Annotated in this window: 20 protein-coding genes and 1 tRNA gene; 10 read left to right on the top strand and 11 right to left on the bottom strand. The window is 62.4% G+C overall.

The features are described 5' to 3' along the window. The first annotated feature begins 17 nt into the window (after positions 1-17). From VJS46_RS09080 to ung, 3 genes are all read left to right on the top strand, one after another. Positions 18-743: a hypothetical protein gene (locus tag VJS46_RS09080; RefSeq protein WP_324059693.1), complete on the top strand. Its 726-nt coding sequence runs from the start codon at positions 18-20 to the stop codon at positions 741-743. Positions 744-932: 189 nt separating this feature from the next. Beyond that, positions 933-1,361 (top strand): DUF1810 domain-containing protein, encoded by a 429-nt coding sequence (locus VJS46_RS09075; protein ID WP_324059691.1) that lies wholly within the window; start codon positions 933-935, stop codon positions 1,359-1,361. 30 nt (positions 1,362-1,391) lie between these two features. Beyond that, the gene (gene ung / locus VJS46_RS09070; protein ID WP_324059689.1) at positions 1,392-2,105 is read left to right on the top strand and encodes a uracil-DNA glycosylase; all 714 of its coding nucleotides are present in this window, start codon (positions 1,392-1,394) and stop codon (positions 2,103-2,105) included. Here the strand turns inward: ung and VJS46_RS09065 are convergent. Together VJS46_RS09065 and VJS46_RS09060 are read right to left on the bottom strand one after the other, a co-directional pair. Then, positions 2,094-6,743: an NAD-glutamate dehydrogenase gene (locus VJS46_RS09065; RefSeq protein ID WP_324059687.1), complete on the bottom strand. Its 4,650-nt coding sequence runs from the start codon at positions 6,741-6,743 to the stop codon at positions 2,094-2,096. The two genes, ung and VJS46_RS09065, sit on opposite strands and share 12 nt — an antisense overlap. Before the next feature lie 168 nt (positions 6,744-6,911). Beyond that, positions 6,912-8,201: a hypothetical protein gene (locus VJS46_RS09060; RefSeq protein ID WP_324059685.1), complete on the bottom strand. Its 1,290-nt coding sequence runs from the start codon at positions 8,199-8,201 to the stop codon at positions 6,912-6,914. Positions 8,202-8,370: 169 nt separating this feature from the next. On the opposite strand from VJS46_RS09060, the gene VJS46_RS09055 reads away from it, so the two are divergent. Further along, a tRNA-Thr gene (locus VJS46_RS09055) sits at positions 8,371-8,446 on the top strand. A gap of 109 nt (positions 8,447-8,555) precedes the next feature. Here the strand turns inward: VJS46_RS09055 and VJS46_RS09050 are convergent. From VJS46_RS09050 to VJS46_RS09040, 3 genes are all read right to left on the bottom strand, one after another. Beyond that, positions 8,556-9,140 (bottom strand): Crp/Fnr family transcriptional regulator, encoded by a 585-nt coding sequence (locus tag VJS46_RS09050; protein ID WP_324059683.1) that lies wholly within the window; start codon positions 9,138-9,140, stop codon positions 8,556-8,558. Between the two features lie 337 nt (positions 9,141-9,477). Continuing rightward, positions 9,478-9,813, bottom strand: a complete 336-nt coding sequence (locus VJS46_RS09045; protein WP_324059681.1) for a hypothetical protein — start codon at positions 9,811-9,813, stop codon at positions 9,478-9,480. 270 nt (positions 9,814-10,083) lie between these two features. Continuing rightward, a complete protein-coding gene (locus VJS46_RS09040; protein WP_324059679.1) occupies positions 10,084-11,352 on the bottom strand; it encodes an MFS transporter in 1,269 nt (422 codons plus the stop codon). Positions 11,353-11,491: 139 nt separating this feature from the next. Here VJS46_RS09040 and pgsA point away from each other — a divergent pair, with 139 nt between their 5' ends. From pgsA to VJS46_RS09025, 3 genes are read left to right on the top strand one after another with little or no spacing between them, the layout of a single operon-like run. Continuing rightward, positions 11,492-12,043, top strand: coding sequence for a CDP-diacylglycerol--glycerol-3-phosphate 3-phosphatidyltransferase (pgsA, locus tag VJS46_RS09035; protein ID WP_324059677.1), 552 nt, complete (start codon positions 11,492-11,494; stop codon positions 12,041-12,043). A gap of 6 nt (positions 12,044-12,049) precedes the next feature. Further along, positions 12,050-12,310, top strand: a complete 261-nt coding sequence (gene moaD, locus VJS46_RS09030; protein WP_324059675.1) for a molybdopterin converting factor subunit 1 — start codon at positions 12,050-12,052, stop codon at positions 12,308-12,310. Next, positions 12,307-12,750: a molybdenum cofactor biosynthesis protein MoaE gene (locus VJS46_RS09025; protein ID WP_324059673.1), complete on the top strand. Its 444-nt coding sequence runs from the start codon at positions 12,307-12,309 to the stop codon at positions 12,748-12,750. The genes moaD and VJS46_RS09025 overlap by 4 nt, the downstream gene beginning before the upstream one ends. Before the next feature lie 142 nt (positions 12,751-12,892). Here VJS46_RS09025 and VJS46_RS09020 read toward each other — a convergent pair whose 3' ends face one another. Then, a complete protein-coding gene (locus tag VJS46_RS09020; protein ID WP_324059671.1) occupies positions 12,893-13,813 on the bottom strand; it encodes a hydrogen peroxide-inducible genes activator in 921 nt (306 codons plus the stop codon). Between the two features lie 170 nt (positions 13,814-13,983). Between VJS46_RS09020 and epsC the strand changes: the two genes are divergently transcribed. Together epsC and VJS46_RS09010 are read left to right on the top strand one after the other, a co-directional pair. After that, the gene (epsC, locus tag VJS46_RS09015) at positions 13,984-14,691 is read left to right on the top strand and encodes a serine O-acetyltransferase EpsC (protein ID WP_324059669.1); all 708 of its coding nucleotides are present in this window, start codon (positions 13,984-13,986) and stop codon (positions 14,689-14,691) included. Continuing rightward, a complete protein-coding gene (locus VJS46_RS09010) occupies positions 14,691-15,035 on the top strand; it encodes a DUF2794 domain-containing protein (protein WP_324059667.1) in 345 nt (114 codons plus the stop codon). Before epsC ends, VJS46_RS09010 begins: the two co-directional genes overlap by 1 nt. Before the next feature lie 86 nt (positions 15,036-15,121). On the opposite strand, the gene purH is transcribed toward VJS46_RS09010, so the two are convergent. From purH to htpX, 5 genes are all read right to left on the bottom strand, one after another. Next, positions 15,122-16,711: a bifunctional phosphoribosylaminoimidazolecarboxamide formyltransferase/IMP cyclohydrolase gene (gene purH, locus VJS46_RS09005; protein WP_324059665.1), complete on the bottom strand. Its 1,590-nt coding sequence runs from the start codon at positions 16,709-16,711 to the stop codon at positions 15,122-15,124. 10 nt (positions 16,712-16,721) lie between these two features. Continuing rightward, positions 16,722-18,455 (bottom strand): heparinase II/III family protein, encoded by a 1,734-nt coding sequence (locus VJS46_RS09000; protein ID WP_324059663.1) that lies wholly within the window; start codon positions 18,453-18,455, stop codon positions 16,722-16,724. Then, positions 18,452-19,114 carry a ribulose-phosphate 3-epimerase gene (gene rpe, locus VJS46_RS08995; RefSeq protein ID WP_324059661.1) on the bottom strand — a complete coding sequence of 221 codons (663 nt, stop codon included), beginning with the start codon at positions 19,112-19,114 and terminating at the stop codon, positions 18,452-18,454. Before rpe ends, VJS46_RS09000 begins: the two co-directional genes overlap by 4 nt. 117 nt (positions 19,115-19,231) lie before the next feature. Next, on the bottom strand, positions 19,232-20,509 hold the full coding sequence (locus VJS46_RS08990) for an RsmB/NOP family class I SAM-dependent RNA methyltransferase (protein WP_324059659.1): 1,278 nt from the start codon (positions 20,507-20,509) through the stop codon (positions 19,232-19,234). A gap of 69 nt (positions 20,510-20,578) precedes the next feature. Next, positions 20,579-21,517, bottom strand: coding sequence for a zinc metalloprotease HtpX (htpX, locus tag VJS46_RS08985; RefSeq protein WP_324059657.1), 939 nt, complete (start codon positions 21,515-21,517; stop codon positions 20,579-20,581). An 88-nt stretch (positions 21,518-21,605) separates the two neighbouring features. On the opposite strand from htpX, the gene VJS46_RS08980 reads away from it, so the two are divergent. Next, positions 21,606-21,770 carry a DUF1674 domain-containing protein gene (locus VJS46_RS08980; protein ID WP_324059655.1) on the top strand — a complete coding sequence of 55 codons (165 nt, stop codon included), beginning with the start codon at positions 21,606-21,608 and terminating at the stop codon, positions 21,768-21,770. The last annotated feature ends 34 nt before the right edge of the window (positions 21,771-21,804 follow it).

Here is a 21,804-nt window from a genome sequence, read left to right as displayed (position 1 = left end):
CGGAGGAGTCAGCGCTCATGCGTCTGGGTCGGGGACATATGCTTTGGAGTGGAGCGGCTTTCGCCGTGGCCGCTCTTGCTTTGTCTCCTGCGCTCGGAGCGGTAGCCAGTCTGGTGCGCGCGCCGGCGGAGGCGCCCACTGTTTCGCTGCGCAAGCTGGGGGGCATCGGGTCCTTTACGCCCACCAACTCGGACCCGCGGTTGGCGGCGAGCTATGCGAAGGCTGCGCTGAACTCGGGTCATTCCTTCCGGTTCACACCGACAAGCGGTTCCATGAGCGGCACCCGGTCCGTGACCATTGCGGTACGGGCGAATGGCAGCCTGCAGGACCGGGGCATCCCCTCCATCCTTTCGATCACGCCGCTTGCCTATAATCTGGGCGTTTCGCGCGGATGGCGGAAGTTTGCGCTACCCGACTCCGTGGGTAAGCTCGAACTGCCGCCCGTGGCCATCGAGACAGGGGCCAGCAAGATCGACGGAGCCGACGGTTTCAGCTTGAGCGCCAAGCGGAAGTTCAGCACCAGCGTTCAAATGGACAGCGAGCGCCCGATTGCAACCTCGCCCCAGACTCTGGCGGGCGAGGCAGCCATTTCCGTGGATCTGGCCGGTTCCTATTCGCTGACCCGCAATCTCGACCTGAAGGCGGGCGTCCGCTACCGGGGGCCGATGAATCGCCTTGCTCCGCTGACAGACGAGCGGCAGGACAGCCAGGCAGTTTATATCGGGACTGCATTCAAGTTCTAATTTCTTGCGCATAACGCGCATTCCTCCAGCTTTCCTGAGCTTTATGGCCGGACGGCTGTTGATTACTTATGTCTGTTCGTGTCGAGCGAAGTCGAGACACATTGCGACCTCATCCAACGTCCCTCGACTTCGCTCGGGACGAACGGATCGACAAAATCATCTTTCTCTTAGGTAAAAGAGCGACAAGGCATGAACAGCGCCGACCCCTTCAATCTTCAGCGCTTCATCGATGCTCAGGCGTCGACCTACGCCAATGCGCTCGACGAGATCAGGTCAGGGCGCAAGACAAGTCATTGGATGTGGTTCATCTTCCCTCAGATCGCGGGCCTTGGTCATAGTGCGATGGCGCAGCGATATGCCATCAGTGGGCGCAAGGAGGCTGCGGCCTATCTGGCGCATCCTTTGCTAGGTGCCCGGCTCAGGGAGTGCGCGGCGGCGCTGAACCGGCTTCCCGGCGGCGACGCAGAGGCGATTTTCGGCGGCGTGGACGCGATGAAACTCAAATCGAGCCTGACCCTCTTCAATGCCGTGGGCGGCCCGGAGGAGGCTTTCGCCGCCTGCCTTGCCAAATATTATGGCGGCGTCCCCGACGCTGCCACCTTGCGCATAATGGGGTGACGCACGCGCCCGCCATGGCTAGATGAAGCCATGAGCAATGAGGTCAAACTGCACCAGAGCTGGCTCGAGCCACTCAAGGCCGAGTTCGAGAGTCCCTATATGCAGGCGCTCCGCTCATTCCTGGTAGACCAGAAGGCGAGCGGGAAACGTATCTTCCCCAAGGGCAGCGAATATTTCCGCGCGCTTGATCTGACGCCTCTTCAGGAGGTGCGCGTGGTGATATTGGGTCAGGACCCCTATCATGGGCCGGATCAGGCGCATGGGCTGTGCTTTTCGGTCCAGCATGGAGTGCGGCCACCGCCGTCGCTGGTCAATATCTACAAGGAATTGCAGAGCGATCTCGGCATTCCGCGGCCCACGCACGGCCATCTGGAACATTGGGCACGGCAAGGCGTGCTGCTGTTGAACAGCGTTCTGACGGTGGAAATGGGTCAGGCGGCCTCTCACCAAGGCAAGGGCTGGGAGCGCTTCACGGATGCGGTGATTGCGCAGGTGAACAAGCGGTCCGATCCGGTCGTCTTCATGCTGTGGGGCAGCTATGCGCAGCGCAAGGCGGCCTTTGTGGACGCGGAACGGCACCTGGTTCTGAAGGCTCCGCATCCTTCGCCCCTGTCGGCGCATAACGGCTTTTTCGGCTGCCGGCATTTCTCAAAAGCCAATGCCTTCCTTGAAAGCCGGGGAATGCAACGTATCGACTGGGCGCTGCCCGACGGGCAGGAAGGTCAGCCGCGGCTACTTGCCTAGCAACCCCCGCGCCTGGCCGGTAAGTTCCGCCAGCATCGCCGCATTGGGAGTCGCGGCGGCGCGGGCGCGCTTCACCAGCGCCTGATATTGCTCCACCCGCTTCTCCTTGTAGGCGAGCCAGTCGCTGACATGCGCGGCGATGTCCCTGCCCTTCGCCTCGCTTAGAAATTCGAGCCGCACCTGTTGCAGATCGCGTGCGACGCCGGCCACGAGCAACCGCTCCCATGGATCGGTGGGACTCATGCGGGCGGCGGTCGATTGCACCCAATCGATGCCTAGCGTCTCACCAAGTCTGGTGAACGACCGGGTGACCTCGATCTCGTCCATTTCGAGCTTGCGGGCGAGCAGCGCAAGACCCACCGCGCCATCCAGCTTGAAAAGCTCCACCGCCCGGCCGATCAGTTCTGCGGGTGCGCCGAGGGTGAGGAGATGAGCAGCGATGGCTTCTGCCCGGCGGGCATTTTCCGGCCGCAGCAGATTGTCGACCTGTTCGGCAAGCCGTCCCACGCCCTGGTGCAGCATGGCGAGTCCGGCCGCGGGCAGCGTTCCTGTAGGCAGGCTGCGAAGCAGGTCGGCAATCTGCGCCCGCATCGCCCCTGCGATTTCAGCAAACAGGCCAAGGCGCGCGCTTTCCGGCATCGCACTTTCGTCAATATCCTTCCAGAGAGCGGGAACATGGAACAGCCGCTCGGCGATGATGAAGGCAGAAGACAGGTCAGCGAGGGAACAGCCCTCCTCCTCCGCCAGCTCAAAAGGATGAACGATGCCGAGCCGGTTGACGATCCGGTTGGCGACCTCCGTAGCGATGATTTCTCGCCGCAGTTGGTGGGCCTGGATGGCGTCGGCATGCGCCGCCTGCATCGCGGGCGGGAAGGACGCCGCCAATTCGCCTGCCATGCTGGGGTCATCGGCCAAGTTATGGCGTTCAATGGCATCCTGAAGCGCCAATTTTGCCGTCGACAGCAGAACGGCCAGTTCGGGCCGGGTGAGTCCCCTGCCTTCCTGCACCCGTCGCAGCAGTTCTTCGTTGCTCCCCAGGCCCTCGACCTTTCGATCGAGGCGGCCAGTGCTCTCGAAAATCTCGATGAGCCGGACATAGGAAGGGAGGCTTGCTGTGCCCCCCGCCTCGGCAATGGAGAGGCCCAGCGCCTGCAGCCGGTTATCCTCGAGCACGATCTCGGCCACCGAATCGGTCATCAGGATCAGCAGGGCGTTGCGCTGCTCAAGGCTTAGCCGTCCCTCCCGCATTTCCCGGTTGAGCGCGATCTTGATATTGACCTCATTATCCGAACAATCGACGCCTGCGCTGTTGTCGATGAAGTCCGTGTTGATGCGGCCGCCATGGAGCGCATAGACGATCCGCCCGGCCTGGGTGACGCCAAGATTGGCACCCTCGCCGATCACATGCGCGCGCAATTGTTCGGCGTCCACCCGGACGCGATCATTGGCGGCGTCCCCCACCTCCACATGGCTTTGGGCGGCGGCTTTCACATAGGTGCCTATGCCGCCGAACCAGAGCAGATCGACCGGCGCCTTCAATATCGCGCAAATGAGCCGTGCCGGTTCGACCTCGTTATCGGGCAGATCAAGCAGGGATTTCACTTGCGGGGAAAGGACAATGCTCTTCTGGCTGCGCGAAAATACGCCGCCTCCGGCTGAAATGAGCGAGCGGTCATAATCGTCCCAGCTTGACCGGGGCAATTCGAACAGCCGCTTGCGTTCCTCCCAGCTCCTTGCCGGATTGGGCTCCGGGTCAAGGAAGATGTGCCGGTGATCAAAAGCAGCGACCAGCTTTATCGCCTTGCTGAGGAGCATCCCGTTGCCGAACACATCGCCCGACATGTCGCCGACGCCCGCGACGCGCACCGGTTCCTTCTGCACGTCGATGCCCATTTCCCGGAAGTGGCGCTGGACGCTGACCCAGGCGCCGCGGGCGGTGATGCCCATCGCCTTATGGTCATATCCCTGGCTGCCGCCGCTCGCAAAGGCGTCGCCCAGCCAGAAGTCGCGTTCCAGCGCAATGGCATTGGCAACATCCGAAAAGCTCGCCGTTCCCTTGTCCGCCGCGACGACGAAATAGGGATCGTCGCCATCATGCACGACGACGGCCTCAGGATGGATCACCTTGCCGCCCACTATATTGTCGGTCACCGACAGCAGCGTGCGGATGAAGATGCGGTAGCTTTCCGTCCCTTCCGCCAGCCAGCCGTCCCGGTCCTTGGCAGGATCGGGCAGCATCTTCGGGAAAAAGCCGCCCTTGGCCCCCGTGGGGACGATGACGGCATTCTTGACACGCTGCGCCTTCATCAGGCCCAGTATCTCCGTGCGGAAATCGTCGCGCCGGTCGGACCAGCGCAGACCGCCGCGAGCGATCGGGCCTGCGCGCAGGTGAATGCCCTCTACGCGGGGACAGTAAACCCAGATTTCGCGCCATGGCAGAGGGGGCGGAAGGCCGGGCACCTTCGCGCTGTCCATCTTGAAGGCGAGCGCTTCGGCGGCGGTGGGCGCAAAGAAATTGGTGCGGAGCGTTGCCAGGATCACCGACCGGACGAGGCGCAATATCCGGTCTTCGTCGATGGCGGTCACGCCCTCCAGCGCAAGGTCCACCGCCTTCTCGGCCTCGGCCGCCGCCCTTTCGTCCGCCTGGCCGGGATCATGCCTGAATTCGAACAGGCGGATCAGTTCGCGCGCAATGCTTGGCTCTCGCCGCAGCGCTTCCACAAAGGTCGCAAGCCCATAAGAAACGCCGGTCTGCCGCAAATAGCGGAAGATCGACCTGAGCAGGATGACGTCGCGCGGCTCCAGCGCGGCGGAGATCAAAAGCTCATTGAAGCGGTCATTCTCTGCCGCCCCCTCCAGTACCGCCGCGATTGCCTGCTGTATGGTGTCGCGCCGGACAATGACTTCGGTCGACTGAAGGCCGGACGGCAACTCCAACACGAATTTCTGGATGTGGCCAAGTTCCCCATCCCCCAGGGGAGTGGACATTTCCTCAACCACACGGAAGCCGAAATTTTCCAGCGCCGGAACGGCATCGGAAAGGATGATCGGATCCAGGCTGTACAGTTTCAGGCGGAGGCGGCTGTGGTCATCGTCCGGCTGGCGGTAGAGCCTCGCGCCCCGGCTCGTGCGTCCGGAAAGTGCCTGCATCTGCAAAATGTCGATGGCGGCTTCGTCGGGCCCCGCACCCGTCCGGTAGCTCGCCGGAAATCCCGCTGCATAGCGCGCCGCAAGGGCCGCGGCGCGGTTCTGTTCGCCAATCTCCGCCAGGCTGCTTTCGATGGCGGGCACCCAGCCCCGGACCATCTCTTCGAGCATCCGGTTGAGCTTCGTTGCATCGGGCACCCGGCCGCCCTGGCGCAAATCGAACGCATAGCGGAGGATGGCCACGCCTCCTTCCTCCAGGGCAATGGTCCAGCTCAGCAATTGGGCATTGGCCGCACGGCCCAGCATATCGGCAATGGCGACGCGGCGGCCGGTCGAAACATCGTCGCGCGGCAGCCACACGAAGGCAAAGAGGTGACGGCCAAGCGGGCTTTCGACCAGCACCATCTTCGGCCGCGGACGGTCGGACAGCGACATGGAGGTGAGCACCAGCTCTTCCAGCGACGCCTGACTGAAACTGATCAGAAGGTCGTGGGGCAAGGCGGTCATCGCGTGCGCCAAGGCCTTGCCGGCATGCCCTACCGGATCGAATCCATATTTCTCCACAAGGCCGAACAGTGCCGAGCGCAGCAGCGGAATCTTTTCGGGCGGGGCGCTCAGCGCTGAACTGGTCCAGAGGCCCGCGTGGATGGAAAGGCTGGCGACATCCTTTCCCTGCCGCACGGGCAGGATGATGAGATCGATCAGCACCCTGCGGTGAACGGGCGAAAGGCGGTTCGACTTGATGATAAGGGGGCTTGGCTTTCCCTCTTCGAACCAATTGAAGGCCGCTTCGACCGACGCAGGCGAAAGCAGCGGCTCCCCGCCTACCGTGCAAATGCCAAGAGCGGTCTCTGCCTTCCCGGATCTTGTCCGGAATTCATGACCAAGCTGGGTAAAATTGCGGTCCAGGAACCAGCGCAGCAGCGCGGCCCCCTCTACATCGTGAAGTCGGTCCGCATCCGCGCGCATCGCTTCCTGCATCCGAAGCCAATCGGTGACCGCTGCCCGCACATGATCCAGCGTGGAGCGCACATGATCGGCAAGGATACGGCGCTTCCTGGCGTCAACCCGGTCAGTCTCCAGATAAATGATCGATTCCCGGCGGGCGCCGCTGCTGTCGGGCGGCAGGATGCCGGTCAGAACGCCGTCCGCGTCTCTCACGACCGGAACCACTGGATGGATCAGCCGGTGGATGGCTATTCCCTCGGCAGAAAGGGCGGCTGCAACGGAATCCACCAGAAACGGCATGTCATCATTGATGATGGCCAGCCGCATCAGCCGCCGGCCCTTCTCCGACGTCAATGTTTCCAGAGCGACTACAGATTCGCCCGGCCGCCGCCTGCGGGCAACCTCCGCCAGGAATTTGGCGGCCTCTGTTCGCGTGCCTTCGTCGAAGCCCTCGTCTTCGCCCGGCAGCGCTCCGCCGAGCAGAGCGGCCTTCAAGGCCTGGATTACAGGGGACAATTCAGCTTCGGCAACTTTCGTGGCCATAGGGCTCATCCTGTCCGGGAGCGCCGGGCGGTGCTCCATCTTTCTTATGTGCCCTGTTATACCCGGTCCCCTTGCTGCCCCTCAACCCAAATCTGGAAACAAAGTTTCGAATTGCGGAAATTTAATTATAGGTTTTGCCGCGTCTCGACGGCCCCGGATTCCCGTTTTTCAGGCGGCGGCCTTGCGAACAACTTTCTCCGCTAGTGGCGTGTCGGCGCTGAGGGTCCCGACAATGGACAGGCTGCCGTCGGCTTCGCGGCGGCCAATCAGAACCGCCAGGCCCTCCTCGTCCGTCACCACTTCCTCAAACGGGATCGCCAAAGCCGCGCGCAGCTTCCGCCTTGCTTCATGCACCGGGTTGGCGGGTGCGGTGCGTGCCTTCTTCCTGGCCAGGCGTTCGTCCCGCACAAGACCCTTCAAGCCGCCGGGATAAGCCTCCAGATAAGCGCCGAGTGCACCGCTTTCCATTCCGGCCGCCATGGCATGGTCAAGCGCCGCCGCATATTCAGCAAGGCGCGTCTTGTCGTAGCTGACGCCAAAGATCAACTTGACCACCGGCGTCATGGGCGCGCGGGCCTGCACCTTGATTCCCGCATCCTCCAGAAGTTCCGCATAGTCTTCGGGGCAGCGCTGGGTCAGCAGGGCAAAGTCATAGGCGAGGCCAATGGCCCGATAGAGTGCGGAATGGCTGCGGTCCTCCATCGCCTGCGCCTCGCCCGCATAATCGCGGGCCAGCGCCAGCCAGTCGGCAAGCGGCGCATCGGCGTCCGGCTGAGTGAGAACAAATTCACCATCCCTTGATTCCGGCACCGGCAGCTCAGGCAATGCCGAAGGACCGTCGGCCCAGACCGGTGCGGTGGGCGTGTGTGCCGGAGCGCTGCGGAGGGCCTGGCTCACCTCCAGGACCAGCTCGTCCGTCAGGCTGCGGTCGGCAATTTCCTTCCAGCTAATAACGCCATAGACAAAGTCGATAGTATCGTCGTCGCTGGAAAAGGGCATCAATATGCCGCGATAAAGGATTTCCGCTCCCCGCTGGTTCAGGAACTCGGCCTCAAAACCGATCGGCGCGCCATTGGCGATGATCTGCAGATAATGGTCCGTAAGGCGCGAAAGCAGCGACCGGCTCGGCACGTCGGCGATATATTGAATTTCACCTTCGATCTCGCATTCCCTGCGAAGCGCCGAGCCCAGATAGGAGAGCGCCGGATTTTCGATCCCAGCGGTAAAGTCCAGCAGCACGCTATGGGGTGCGAAATCCTCGATATTGGCGGGATCCAAATCCTCGATTGACGGGAAATGCCGATCCTGCAGCAAGGACGCCCAATAATTATAGGCGCGAACATGCATGCGCCGCTCATCATCGCCGATCGCCGGCGGCGCTTCTATGGATGAAACTTCCGCTGCATAATCCAGCTCGTCCAGATGAGGGGCCATGTCGTGCCCAAGCGGATTGTCCATTGCCCGTCCAGTCGCAAAAACCCTTATTCCAGCGGCGAGTCTGGCACGGCGATGGTAAAGATCGGGTGAATCAATCTTGCGGCGCCGTTAACCTTCGATCCGCTGTACATGGGGCACAATGGCCGCTTGTCAGAAGCGTCCGACCTTGGTAAGCGCGGGCCAGGATCAGGCCGCTTTAGCTCAGCCGGTAGAGCACATCATTCGTAATGATGGGGTCGCGTGTTCGAGTCACGCAAGCGGCACCAGTATCTTTTCCCAAGAATCATCGAACTAGCCGGATCCGGTAGAAGCGGAGAAGTCCGCTCTCCAAGCGATAGTCCCCTCTCGCGAATGAGACTGGCCCCAAGCATCTGATCAGATGATCATGTCCGCCAGCATGCGGGGGGATACGATGGTGAGGGCGCTTTCGTCTCGTTTGACGATACCCCGCCGCTCCAGGGCGGATATGGCGCGGGAAGCGGTTTCGCGCGTCGTCTGGACGGTCAGGGCGAATGCGGTGAGGACCGGCGGAGGCGAAATGCGATTGGCCGTGCCCGCGAGGCGGAGCAATTCGGCATAGACCCGGCCCGCTGCCGTCAGCATGTTGCGGGCGGCCATGCGATCGAGCGCCATGTCCAACTGACGGGCGAGCAGGCGCGAGAGCCCAGCGCCAAGCGCAGCATGTTCAGTGACCAGCCCGACCAGTTCACTGCATCCCATCCGAAGCAGTTTCACGGTGCCATCCGCGATTATGTCCGCCCTGTGGCTGGTAGGCGAGGGATAGGCACCGAAAATCTCTCCGGGTCCGTGCACGGCAAGCTGGACCTTCTGCCCCTCTGCACTGAAGCATTGAATGCGGGCTCGCCCGTCCAGAACCAGCCAGCAATGGGCGCACGGCTCCCCCTGATGCGCAATATGCGCGCCATGGGCAAAATGCTGTTCCGCAAGGGCTCCGTCCAAAAGGCAGGCAATCGGCTTCGGGCATGAAAAAATCGCCGAAATAATTGCGAGTCGATCGTCTGCCTGCACAGCCCGCTTTCCGGAACGTTTCAACCCTGGCCAGAAGCAAAGCTCGCTTTGACCATTACGCCAATTAACCAATTATTGGTGCGACACCAAATGGATATGGCAAGGGTCGAAATTCCCCGGCGCTGATGCGGCACGTCTGGTTTCTGATGCGATGCGAAAAAATGAAGGCCGCGCCGCTCATCTGGCGGGGGAAGCCTTGCTCCGCTGGCTTGGCCCCTCCGTACGATGTACAGCAAATGCTGCGCCATTCCGCTGAAGCTAATGGCAGCTAATGGCGATCGCGCCGGCGCAGACTTCGACCTTTGCAATGAGAGCGGGAGAATGGCCGATTTTCGTTGCCTTCCCGCCAGAAAATATCGATGCTCGAGGCCTTATGGCCGCGAACATAAGAAATTGACACATGGCAAAGAGCATTTCCCGGCCGGTCCGTTTCATGTCCGGGCGGATGGGACAGGCCGCACCTGTCCGTAGAAAGGATCGCCTCGATCTGTTCGATCATCTCGGCGACCACTCTTTTGCCTGTTACGTCACTCTCCTGGATATTGCCCCGATTTTCCGGGACTTCACGATCAGCCGACCCGGCCAACTCCTTGCTATTTGGCATATTGCTTCCCTGTCCGGTGCGAACCCCCGGATGGCAGTGCTCGGTCTATTTTATTGCCGGTAACTCCTTCTGCCAGCCCTCGGCCCCCTCTCGAGCCATTCCGGCACCCCACATGCCGGTCTCTTGCCCGAGGCTTGCTATAAGCGGTGGTCAGGGATCACCTCAATATGGCTGAAAGCATTGCTGGCGACTCTTATGGGGTATGTCCTGCTGGTGATTCCTTGCTGGTAGTTTTGCGAGGGCACTGTTCTTTGGCCATTTCCGCCGAGTTCAGTCGCAGGCGCAATGCAATTTCCAGGCAAGCCAGGCGGACACCAGGCACATCGCCGCCACCAGCAGCAAGGCGCCGGTGATCGAGAGGCCGGCTCCTGTGGCGCTCAATATTGCGAGGGCGCCCACCGTCATCGCGCCTGAATTCACCACATTATTCGCTGCCACGGTGCGCGCGGTCTCGCTCTTGCTGACGGTGGTGGTCAGGAAGGCGTAAAGCGGCACGACGAACATGCCGCCGCTGATCGCTATGCCGAGCAGCGCGATCACCACCTGCCAGGCGCCGGAATGATCAATGAAAGTCCAGACGCTGTAGAACTGGCCTTCGGGCGCTCCGGTCCAATTCCGAGCGACGGCATAGAGATAAAGGATGAATCCCGCCATCAGGATCACTGACGCCGGGGCATATTTCGCCGACACCTTTCCCTGAAGCAAACGGTTGATCAGAACCGATCCCACCGCCACGCCGATGGAGAAGATCGCGAGGAACAGGCTCGCCACTTCCTTGCTCGCGGTAAAGACATTCTTCACCAGCGGCGGAAAGATGATGATCAGGATAGACCCGATCATCCAGAAGAAACTGATCGCGCAGATCGCCAGGAACAGGCGGGGGATGTGCATGGTGACGCTGATGAGCCGCCAGGAGGAACGCAGCACATTATGGTCGATCTGAATGGGATCGCCGACCGGTGGAGCGGGCGGTATCTGGCGTCCGCTGAAATAGCCTAGCAGGGCCACGCAGATAACGGCGATGGCCGTCGCCTCCGCATTGATCCAGCCCGCAGCGATGGTGCCCGCCAGAATGGCGAGATAGGTCCCTGCCTCCACCAGGCCCGTGCCCCCCAGCACTTCATCATCCTTCAGATGCTGGGGAAGAATCGCATATTTGATCGGGCCGAAGAAGGTCGAATGGACACCCATGGCCAGCACCGCCGCGAGCATCAGCGGGATGTTCTGCAACAGCAAGCCGCCCGCCCCCACCGCCATGATGGCAATTTCCGCCGCCTTCACGATTCGTACGATTCGCGCCTTGTCCGTGGCGTCGGCAAGCTGGCCTGAAAGGGCGGACAGCAGGAAGAAGGGCAGGATGAACAGCCCCGTCGCCAGCGCGTTGAAATTGGATTCCATGCGCGGGTCGTCATAGATCGTGTAGGTGGCAAACAGCACCATCGCGGTCTTGAACAGATTATCGTTGAAGGCGCCCAGAAACTGCGTGACGAAGATGGGCAGGAACCTTCGCTTGCCAAGAAGCCCAAGGGATGCCTGCATGAAGGGAAATTCTCGTTGTTGCCGGACGGTACGGGAGGAGCATGTAGCCTTTGTCAGCGGCCGGGCCAAGCCCCCTCATCAACATTCATCCGACGCATTTCCATTGCCCGAGAAAAGCATTATGGCGTTGGCCGAAAAGATGCTTACGCTGCCGAACATATTGACCCTTTCCCGGATACTGGCGGTGCCCCTGCTGGTCGGCCTGCTATGGTTTCCGCAGTGGGAGACGGGCTATGCCTTTGGCTTTGCGCTCTATTGCCTGATGGGCATCACCGATTATTTCGACGGCTATCTGGCGCGTGCCAATGGCACCGTATCAAAGCTTGGCATTTTCCTGGATCCGATTGCGGACAAGATCATGATCGCGGCGGTGATCCTGATGCTGGCCGCCACGCGAGACATAGCGGGGATCCATATCATCGCCGGCATCATCATCCTGCTGCGCGAAATCGCGGTGTCCGGCCTGCGGGAGTTTCTGGCCGACCTTCGCGTGTCGGTGCCGGTGTCAAAGCTCGCAAAATGGAAAACGGCATTTCAGCTGATAGCGCTTGGGGCCCTCATCCTGGCGGGCGCGCTCCCGCAATGGGAAGCCATCAAGCTTATTGGATTGGCGACGCTCTGGGCTGCCGCTATCCTGACGCTGATCACTGGATGGGACTATCTGCGGGTCGGCGTCAGGCATATGGATTGAGGGACAGTGGCCAAGCTTGACATTCTTTATTTCGCCTGGGTGCGGGAGCGGATTGGCCTTGATGCCGAAACGCTTGAACATCCCGGCCGCGACATGCGGGTCAGCGATGTGATCGCTATGCTTGCGGGCCGGGGAGGCGGCTATGCCGAGGCCTTTGCCGAACCTGCGCGATTGCGGGCAGCTCTGGACCAAGCTTTCGTGCCGCTCGACGCGCCGCTCGAGGGCGCAAGGGAACTGGCGCTCTTTCCGCCGGTGACCGGCGGATGATCTCGGTTTCCGTCCAGACCGGGGATTTCGATCCCGGCCGGGAACAGGCGGCACTGGAGGCCAGCGGCGGCGGGGCGGTGGCAAGCTTCACTGGACTGGTACGCGCTGATGGGGGGCTCGTTGAGCTTCACCTCGATCATTACCCGGCGATGACGCTGGCCCAGTTGGATGCCCTTGCGAGGGAGGCGGAGGCGCGCTGGTCATTGCTGGGAGTACGAGTGATCCATCGCGTGGGGCCATTGGTTCCGGGCGACCGCATCGTATTTGTCGCCACGGCCGCCCGGCATCGGCAGGCCGCGCTCGAAAGCTGCGCCTTTCTCATCGACTGGCTGAAGACAAGCGCCCCCTTCTGGAAACGCGAACGCTTCGCCGACGGGCGGACGAACTGGGTGGAAGCGCGGGCCGAGGATGACGAGCGCGCCGCCAGGTGGAAGGATTGAGCCGGGGCTGCTTTGGGTCGATGCCGGGAATCTAATCCTCTCCAGTGGGAGAGGATATGAAGGCTTGGCTACGTGCAGCCTAGCCGGAGTCGGTGAGGGGTTGGGCTCTATCGAGAGTGCGGAACCCTCACCCATATTCCTCTTAAGCCGCCTTGCGCCCTTCCTCCGCCGCATCCCGCAGGATTTGTGCCATCAGGCGGAATTCCTTGTCCCGGGGACTGTTCTTCCGCCAGACCAGCGCTACGTCGCGATAGGCATGTTCGGACTTCAACGGTCGGGCCGCAATGTCCGTATTGGCGAGGATGCCGTTCCGGATCGCCATCTGGGGCAGCATCGTAAGTCCAAGCCCATTATCGACCATCTGCACCAGCGTATGGAGGGAGGTGCCCATCATGGTCGCTTCGGCGCGGAGATCGGGGCGGTTGCAGGCGGCAAGCGCATGATCTTTCAGGCAATGGCCGTCCTCCAGAAGCAGCAGGCGCGTCTCATCGATCGCGTCCGGCGTTACAAATGGCGGAGGATTATGCGGATCGTCCTTGGGGAAGGCGACGAACAGCGGGTCCTGGAACAGCAGTTCGCTGTCAACGTCCCCGCAGGGAAAGGGAAGGGCGAGCAGCACGCAATCGACATGGCCGTGCCGCAGGGATTCGATTGCTGCATGGCTGGTTTCCTCCCGAAGATATAATTTCAGTTCCGGCTTTTCCTTGCGGACCTTGGGCAATAACTGCGGCAGCAGGAACGGCGCGATCGTCGGAATGACGCTCATCCGCAACTCACCGGCAAGCGGCTTTCCGGCCGCCTGCGCCATTTCGGCCAGTTCCTCGGCCTCGCGGAGGATCCTGTGGGCCTTTTCGACAATCCGGTTGCCAAAGGCGGTGAAGCGGACCACACGGCGGGTTCGCTCGACAAGCGTTATGCCGATCAGCGACTCAAGCTCTCTTATGCCCGCCGAAAGCGTCGACTGCGTCACGAAACAGGCGTCGGCGGCCCGGCCGAAATGGCCGTGTTCCTTCAGGGCGGCAAGATATTGCAATTGCTTGAAGGTCGGCATGTAGCTCGACATTTATCGGTCTCCTCGATTGGTGGGCGCGATATAATCGTTTCAATCGATAAAGCCAACCCTCCATGGGGCCCCGAAATCCGTCATTTTCTTCTGAAAGAGGCGCCGCATCTGGAAAAATCCGGTCGCTTCGACTACCTTGGCCGGATATGTCAGTCTTGAGGGGAGCGCAGATGTTGCGCAATCTTGTGGCCTATCTGGATTCGGTGAAATTGCGCGATCCCGCGCCTAGGTCCCGTTGGGAAATATTATTGTACCCGGGCGTGTGGGCACTCGCCCTCCATCGGGTGGCGCATGCGCTGTTCCATGCCCGGCTTTATTTCCTTGCCCGAGCGGTCAATCATTTTTCCCGGTTCCTGACGGCGATCGACATTCACCCGGGGGCAAGGATCGGCCGGCGCTTTTTCATCGACCACGGGTTTACGGTGATTGGTGAGACGGCGGAGATCGGCGACGATGTCACCATCTATCAATGTGTCACCCTGGGCGGGACGGACCCGGCCAATGGCGTTGCCGGAAAACGGCACCCAACGATTTCCGATGGCGCCATCATCGGTTCGGGAGCGCAGGTTCTGGGCCCCATCGTGGTTGGCCCCAGGGCGCGCGTAGGCGCCAATGCCGTGGTCACCAAGGATGTGCCCGAAGGGGCCGTCATGGTCGGCATTCCGGCGCGGCAGACGCTGGTCGACGCGCATGAATATCAACGGCATTTCGTGCCCTATGGCACGCCCTGCTCAGAGGTGTTCGACCCGGCCACGCAAAAGCTGGAAATCATGCAATGCGAGCTGGAACAGCTGCGCAAGCGGATCGCTGAACTTATGGAGGAACGCGACCGCGGCCGGTCGCGGCATGAAGGTCTGCCGGAGCGTGACAGCGCCTGATGTATAATGTGACCCCCTTTCCGACGCTGCATGGCGGGGGGATACAGACCGGGTTTGACCGGCTCGAACTGATGCGGATCATGGATCTTTATGGCCGCATGGTCGCGGCGGGCCATTGGCGGGACTATGCCCTCGACCTGGGACGCGACGCAGCGATCTTCTCCGCCTTTCGACGGACTGCCGAGCGCCCGGAATACCGGGTTGAAAAGCGGCCTGCCCTGCGCCACCGGCAGGGCATGTGGGCCCTTATCGGCGAAGCGGGCATGGTGCTTAAGCGCGGTCATGAGCTGGTGGGCGTGCTCGCTCCGCTGGAACGGCGGCTGTTAAAGCTGGTGGGCGAATAGGTTCCGCCGGTTTCAAGCGATTGATGGCGCTGAGAACATAGAACTGTCGCCCCCGCAGGCAGGGACGACGGGTTCAGCCCTTAGGTTCAATGCCGGAAATGGCGCATTCCGGTGAAGAGCATGGCAAGCCCTGCCTCATCCGCCGCTGCAATGACATCGTCATCCCGGATCGAGCCGCCAGGCTGGATGACGGCCGTGGCTCCGGCCTCTACCGCCGCGAGCAGGCCGTCGCGGAAGGGGAAGAAGGCATCGGACGCCACCGCTGATCCGATGGTGCGCGGCTCGGCCCAGCCATTGGTTTCAGCCGCCTCCTTCGCCTTTGCAGCGGCGATACGGGCGCTGTCGCGGCGGTTCATCTGTCCAGCGCCGATGCCAGCCGTTGCGCCGTCCTTGGCATAGACGATTGCGTTGGACTTCACGTGCTTTGCGACCGTCCAGGCGAACAGGCAGTCCTGCAGTTCCTGCTCGGTAGGCGCGCGCTTGGTGACGACCTTCAACTGGTCGCGTGTCACCTGGCCGTTGTCGCGGTCCTGCAAAAGGATACCGCCCGTAATGACTTTCACCTGCTGCCCCTTCCGCGCCGGGTCGGGCAGATCGCCCGTTAACAGGAGACGCAGGTTTTTCTTCTTCGCGAAGACCGCCCTCGCAGCCTCATCGGCGTCAGGGGCAGCCACGACTTCGGTGAAGATCTCGCTGATCGCTTCCGCCGTAGGGCCGTCCAGCGGGCGGTTGACGGCGATGATCCCGCCAAAGGCCGAAACGCTATCGCAGGCCAGCGCCTCGCGATAGGCCTCGATCAGCGTGTCTGCGGAGGCGACGCCGCAGGGATTGGCGTGCTTTACGATCACGACAGTCGGCGGACCGTCGCGGAACTCGCTCACCAGTTCCAGCGCTGCGTCGGCATCGTTGAGATTATTGAAGGAAAGCTCCTTGCCCTGCACCTGCTGCGCTTGCGCGATCCCCTGGGCCGCAGGACCGAATGGAAGGTAGAGCGCAGCGGCCTGATGCGGGTTTTCACCATAGCGCAGCGGCATGGCAAGGCGGCTGGCCATGGAGCGGACCGGCGGGAATTTCTGTCCCTGGTCCACATTGGCGAACCAGCTTGCGATCATGCTGTCATAGGCTGCGGTCGCTGCATAAGCCTTGGCGGCGAGCAGGCGGCGAAAATCATAGCTGGTCGCCCCGCCCTTTGCGTCCATTTCCGCGATCAATTGGGCATAGTCTGCGGGATCGGTGACGATCGCGACGCTTTCATGATTCTTGGCCGCCGAACGGACCATGGAAGGACCGCCAATGTCGATGTTCTCGATGATCTCGTCCCTGTCCGCGCCGCGGGCGACGGTCTGGGCGAACGGATAAAGGTTCACCACAACGAGGTCGATCGCGCCGATCGCATGTTCCTGCATCGAGGCGACATGTTCGGGATTGCCGCGGACCGCGAGCAAGCCGCCATGGACCTTGGGGTGCAGCGTCTTGACGCGGCCGTCCATCATTTCCGGGAAGCCGGTAAGGTCGGAAATGTCCTTCACTTGCAGGCCGGCCTCGCGCAGCGCCTTGGCGGTGCCGCCGGTCGACACCAGTTCGACGCCATGCCGCGCCAGCGCCTGGCCCAGTTCAACAAGGCCGCTCTTGTCGGACACTGACAGCAGTGCCCGGCCGATCTTCACTTCACTCATCTTTTTCCCTTTACCCGACCCTTTTCAGCAGCCAGCCAATACTTGCGCCGCCGGCCGCGGTTTCTCCGGTCACTACCAGTTGTTTCGTGGGATGAGGGCGGCCATCGCCATCGACCCACAGACTGTCCTCAATGGCGAGCGCGCCGCCTCCGCTACGGAATTGCCAGAGAGGTCCCATTTGAATTCGCAGCAGTGCGCCCTGCTTGTCCGCCGTCAGCGTCGGTTCCACATCGGGCGCCAGATGGAAGCGCACGGCAAAGCCGGTTGCGGCGTGCTTGCGGCGGCCTGACGGCAGCAGCATGTCTTCGCCCCTTACTTCGCGGCCGTCCGAGCCCATCAGCAGCAAACGGCGATGGATGAAGCCCAGCCGGCGGACATAGCCGTCATGGCTGATCTCAAGGCGGCTGCCCTGTTCCAGTTCCTGGCGTTCCAGTTCCACTTCGGTGACGCCCTTGCCGAGCGTGCCGTCGTTCAGAATCGCCGTGCTGTTGCGGTCGGCGAGGACCAGGGTGCTATGCGCCGCAGTGGTCCGCAGGCCCTGCGCCAGGTCCTCCGGGATCGTGCCCCCCGCGAGCGCGGCGCCGCCGCAGTTGACGACCAGCCTATAAGGTCCGTCGCTGATCTCCATGGCGTTGGTCGACGCGCATCCCGCGACCGCCAGATGCGATACGGGCGGGGGCGCTGCGTCCACCAGCAGGACGGTCTGTCCGGCCGAAAGCCTCTGATAGCCCCAGTCGCGCGCCTGCCGCAGGGGCCGGGTGCGCACGCCGGTAGCGGCGACCACGGCCTCGACGAGCGAATCGGAGATGGCGTTGCCGCCTTGCCAGCTCCCAAGGCCGCCATCGCCATGCGTGATGCCCAGAAGCGCGGCGACCGCGCGGGACATGGCGATCTGAATGAAGTCCGGCATGGCTTCGCGCCGCACGTCATAGACGGCCTTCAGCATGGCGAGGAGCATGACGCCGTCAAGCTGGGCCGCCGGGGAGCGCGACACGCTGCCGCCATCGGGATGGAAGGCGGTGCCGATGGTCCGCTCAAGCCCCGCCTCGCCAAAGATGCGGCGGGGTCCCCCGCCGGGGATCAGCAGCGAAGCCGTGACGATGCCGCCCCAGGCGACGAGCCGGGGAAGGCCCGCCTGCGCCTTGTCTGCGCTGCGATCGAGATGGCGCGCCGTGCGGGCGATGCAGTTCAGCACCAGGGAGCGATAGACAAGATCCGTGCTCGACAGGATGAAGGGCGCGTGCGCCGTCCAGAATAGCAGGCGCCAGCCCGCATTATCGGCGCGCCAGGCGGGTTCGCTCGGCTTTTCGGCATGCACCGCGAGCCATTTGCGCATGATCGCTTCGGCGATCGGGGCCGCCTGTTCACGGGTGGCGACGGTGGCGAGATCGCGCAGCCAGCGGAAGCTGTGAATATAGTCCAGAAAGACCGGCGCCAGCGAGGGATTAGCGAAATCCAGCGAGGCGATGGGCTGCTTCATGCCCCGGAACAGGAAATAACCCGCGCGCAGCGCCTTGCCCGCGCGGGCGTCGCCCGGAATGGGATCGTCGGGCACGGCGAGCAGCTTCAGGGGATATTTGCCCTTCAGCCGCATTGCATGAAGCGGCGTGCGCCATGTCAGCCGATAGAAATGATTGGCCATGCGCTGGGCCAGCGACACGCCCTTGTCATCCGAAAGCCGGATCAGCCTCTTGCCCTGTTCGATCCCGTCCTGGGCGAGGTCGAGGGGGGAATGGTCGTTCACCCGCCCCTCAATATCCGGATATTGCCGGCATAGGCTTCGGGGCCGCCGCGGAAAGTGGCGGTGCCCGCCACAAGCACGTCGGCGCCCGCCGCAATGGCGCGCGGCGCGGTGCTTGCGTCGATGCCGCCATCCACCTCAAGGCGAATGTCCTTCCCGGTCTTGTCGATCATCTTGCGCACGGCCTCGATCTTTCGAAGCTGGCTTTCAATGAAGCTCTGCCCTCCGAAGCCGGGATTGACGCTCATGATGAGCACCAGGTCAATGTCTTCGATGAGGTAATCCAACATTTTCGCGGGCGTGGCAGGGTTCAGCGATACACCCGCCATCTTGCCCAGCGACTTGATATGCTGGACCGTGCGATGGATATGCGGCCCAGCCTCGGGGTGCACCGTGATGATATCCGCCCCCGCCGCCGCGAAGGCGTCCAGATACAGATCGACGGGCGAAATCATTAGATGGACGTCGAAGGGTTTTTGTGTGTGCGGCCGAAGCGCCTTCACCACGGCTGGACCGATGGTGATGTTGGGCACGAAATGACCATCCATCACATCGACATGGACCCAGTCGCACCCTGCTTCGTCAATCGCGCGGATTTCCTCGCCTAGTTTGGCGAAATCGGCGGAAAGAATGGAAGGCGCAATCTTGACAGGGCTATGCATGTCAATGGGCATTAGCCACAGGCCGTAAGCTTCGCAACTGCTCTGAAGGCGATTCTGGCCAGTTGCGAGCTTTTTGGGTGGGCAAGCTGTGGATAACCTCGCTCCTGTCCGTCTCGTTCAGCTCCGCCGCAGCCGCGCAATGAAAAAGCCGTCGAGCCGCCCCTCCGCAGCGAGCATGCCGGGAAGCGTCCGGATCCAGCCCTCTGGCGTTGGGGCAATGCCCACCGGAAGCAATTCGGCCGGTGCAGCCTCCAGCGAGAACTCCCTGTTCTTTTCCAGCAGCCGCGCTACCTGTTCTTCCCCTTCCGCGCGCTCGAGCGAGCAGGTCGCATATACCAGGGTTCCGCCGGGCTTCAGCCAGCCAGCGACGCGCTGGAGCAATTCCTCCTGCAGTTCGGCAAGCTCCCCGATCTGCCGTTCGCCGATTCGATGAAGGACGTCGGGGTGACGGCGAAAAATGCCCGTGGCGCTGCATGGCGCATCCAGCAGGATGGCATCTACTGGCGCTTGGGGTTCCCACTGCCGCAGTTCGGCCTGCACGCTCTCCGCTGCAAGCCCGGTGCGGGCAAGGTTTTCGCCAAGCCTCTCCAGCCGCCTCTTGGACTGGTCGACCGCCGTTACGCGCCAGCCATGGGAGGCAAGCTGCATCGTCTTGCCCCCCGGTGCGGCGCAGAGGTCAAGCACGTGACGTCCCTCGCCCTCGCCCAAAAGGCGCGCGGGGAGGGAAGCGGCAAGGTCCTGCACCCACCAGGCGCCTTCGCCAAAGCCTGGCAGCTCCGTGATGTCAGCAGACTCTGCCAGCCGGACATGTCCGGGGAGCAGGCTGGTTCCGTTCAACCGTTCGCACCAGCTTGCCGTGTCTTCGCCTGGCTTGAGGGTGAGATCGATGGCCGGCGGGGCGGCGAGCGCGTCCCTGGCGGCCTCCACCATTGCCTCGCCCCATTGGGCGAGCCAGCGTTCGCCGACTTCCGGCAGCAGCGCCGGCCGCTCGGGAAGGCTGACTTCATTCCGCATCAAGGCGCCGAAGACCCCATGCACCAGCTTGCGCGGTCCGCCATCGACCAGCGGAAGCGCCGTCGCAATGGCGGCATGGGCAGGCGTCTTGAGCAGCAACACCTGCGCCAATGCGATCCGCAACACTGCCCTCGCCTTCGAATCGGCGGGCAGCACCCGGCGCGTGGCGCTGTCGATCAGGGCGTCAAGATCGGGCGTCCGGCGAAGCACTTCCGCCACTATGGCATGGACGAGCGCCTTGTCCGCGCGCTGCGCAAGACCTTGCGCTGCGGCATGAAGCGCCAGCTCAAGCGGTTCGCCGCGGCGAAGCACGGCATCGAGAAGTTTCAGCGCCGCACGACGTGCTGGCAGGCCGGGCGGATGAGCTGGATAACGTGACATGAGCGCCCCCTAGGGGATTTCTGAGGAGGTGCAAAGAAGACCGTATCGTTATCGAAACGATATCGGCTGTCAATGATGCCGATGTGGATCAAGTGCGCTTGACCGGCGGGGAGTCTTGCCGCGAGGGGAAGGCGCGGAAGGCACGCCCCCGCTTGACGCCGGTGCCGCCGCTATTGGCGAAGCGCCCATTTCCAGAGCCATCTGTTCCAGCGCCGCAATCCGGTTCTCGGTCGCGGGATGGGTCGAGAACAGCTCGCTCACATGTGTGGGCACGATGTAAAGTTGCGCCGCCGCCGGGTTATGCTCCGCAACCGGGTTTGGAATATGAGCAGCGCCGCCCGCGATCTTCCTGAGGGCGGAGGCAAGGGCGCGCGGATTGCCGCTGATCTCTCCGCCCGACCGGTCGGCGCTATATTCCCGAGTCCGGCTGATCGCCATCTGCACGATCATCGCGGCAAAGGGCGCAACGAGAACGGCAAGAATCCCCGCCAGTCCCGGCCCGCGATCGTCCCCGTTCCGGAAGAACAGGCCGAAATTGGCGAGCATCGATATCGCGCCTGCAATCGTCGCCACCATCGTCATGATCAGCGTGTCGCGGTTGCGGACGTGCGCGAGCTCATGCGCCATGACGCCCGCAATCTCCTCGCGGCTCAGCATGGAAAGCAGACCGGTCGTCGCAGCGACCGCCGCATTCTCCGGATTGCGACCCGTGGCAAAGGCATTGGGATGCGGGCTGTCAATGACATAGACCTTCGGCATCGGCAGGCTGGCCCGGCTCGCGAGCTGTTGCACGATGCTAAAGAATTCTGGTGCGGTGCGGCCGTCCACCTCCTGAGCATGGTGCATTTTCAGCACGATCTTGTCGGCATTCCAGAAGGTGAAGAGGTTCATCCCCGCCGCCACGAGCAGCGCGATCAGGGCCCCGCTGGGGCCGCCCAGCGTATAGCCGAGCGCCATGAACAGCGCCGTCAGCGCCGCAAGCAGCATGACCGTCTTCAGACCATTCACTTGTCAAATCTCCTTGTCGAGCCGATCATGGGCCACGCGAATGAATGTGGGATGACATTGGTCCCGCTTCAATGTGAAGGGATATAGCATGGGCAAGCGCCCCGATCATGTGAAACCGCCAGCCTATTTGTCCGAAAGCCCACCAGTGCCGGAACCGGAGCCGGTGACTGGACAGAAGGACCAACCAAAGGATTCGTCCAATCCCACCCGCTACGGCGATTGGGAGCGCAAAGGCATTGCGATAGACTTTTAACCTTCCGGCTCCATAATGTCCGTTCATATCCGTC

Source organism: Rhizorhapis sp., assembly GCF_035276005.1.
GTDB lineage: Bacteria > Pseudomonadota > Alphaproteobacteria > Sphingomonadales > Sphingomonadaceae > Rhizorhapis.
Note: the sequence above shows the minus strand (reverse complement) of the source record. Positions and strands in the feature narration are given on the sequence as shown.

Bases quoted from the DNA above. Each gene is read 5' to 3' on its own strand.
- VJS46_RS09080 (WP_324059693.1), top strand. From the start codon at position 18: ATGCGTCTGGGTCGGGGACATATGCTTTGGAGTGGAGCGGCTTTCGCC.
- VJS46_RS09075 (WP_324059691.1), top strand. From the start codon at position 933: ATGAACAGCGCCGACCCCTTCAATCTTCAGCGCTTCATCGATGCTCAG.
- ung (WP_324059689.1), top strand. From the start codon at position 1,392: ATGAGCAATGAGGTCAAACTGCACCAGAGCTGGCTCGAGCCACTCAAG.
- VJS46_RS09065 (WP_324059687.1), bottom strand. From the start codon at position 6,743: ATGGCCACGAAAGTTGCCGAAGCTGAATTGTCCCCTGTAATCCAGGCC.
- VJS46_RS09060 (WP_324059685.1), bottom strand. From the start codon at position 8,201: ATGGACAATCCGCTTGGGCACGACATGGCCCCTCATCTGGACGAGCTG.
- VJS46_RS09045 (WP_324059681.1), bottom strand. From the start codon at position 9,813: ATGCCAAATAGCAAGGAGTTGGCCGGGTCGGCTGATCGTGAAGTCCCG.
- VJS46_RS09040 (WP_324059679.1), bottom strand. From the start codon at position 11,352: ATGCAGGCATCCCTTGGGCTTCTTGGCAAGCGAAGGTTCCTGCCCATC.
- pgsA (WP_324059677.1), top strand. From the start codon at position 11,492: ATGCTTACGCTGCCGAACATATTGACCCTTTCCCGGATACTGGCGGTG.
- VJS46_RS09025 (WP_324059673.1), top strand. From the start codon at position 12,307: ATGATCTCGGTTTCCGTCCAGACCGGGGATTTCGATCCCGGCCGGGAA.
- VJS46_RS09020 (WP_324059671.1), bottom strand. From the start codon at position 13,813: ATGTCGAGCTACATGCCGACCTTCAAGCAATTGCAATATCTTGCCGCC.
- epsC (WP_324059669.1), top strand. From the start codon at position 13,984: ATGTTGCGCAATCTTGTGGCCTATCTGGATTCGGTGAAATTGCGCGAT.
- VJS46_RS09010 (WP_324059667.1), top strand. From the start codon at position 14,691: ATGTATAATGTGACCCCCTTTCCGACGCTGCATGGCGGGGGGATACAG.
- purH (WP_324059665.1), bottom strand. From the start codon at position 16,711: ATGAGTGAAGTGAAGATCGGCCGGGCACTGCTGTCAGTGTCCGACAAG.
- rpe (WP_324059661.1), bottom strand. From the start codon at position 19,114: ATGCATAGCCCTGTCAAGATTGCGCCTTCCATTCTTTCCGCCGATTTC.
- VJS46_RS08990 (WP_324059659.1), bottom strand. From the start codon at position 20,509: ATGTCACGTTATCCAGCTCATCCGCCCGGCCTGCCAGCACGTCGTGCG.
- VJS46_RS08980 (WP_324059655.1), top strand. From the start codon at position 21,606: ATGGGCAAGCGCCCCGATCATGTGAAACCGCCAGCCTATTTGTCCGAA.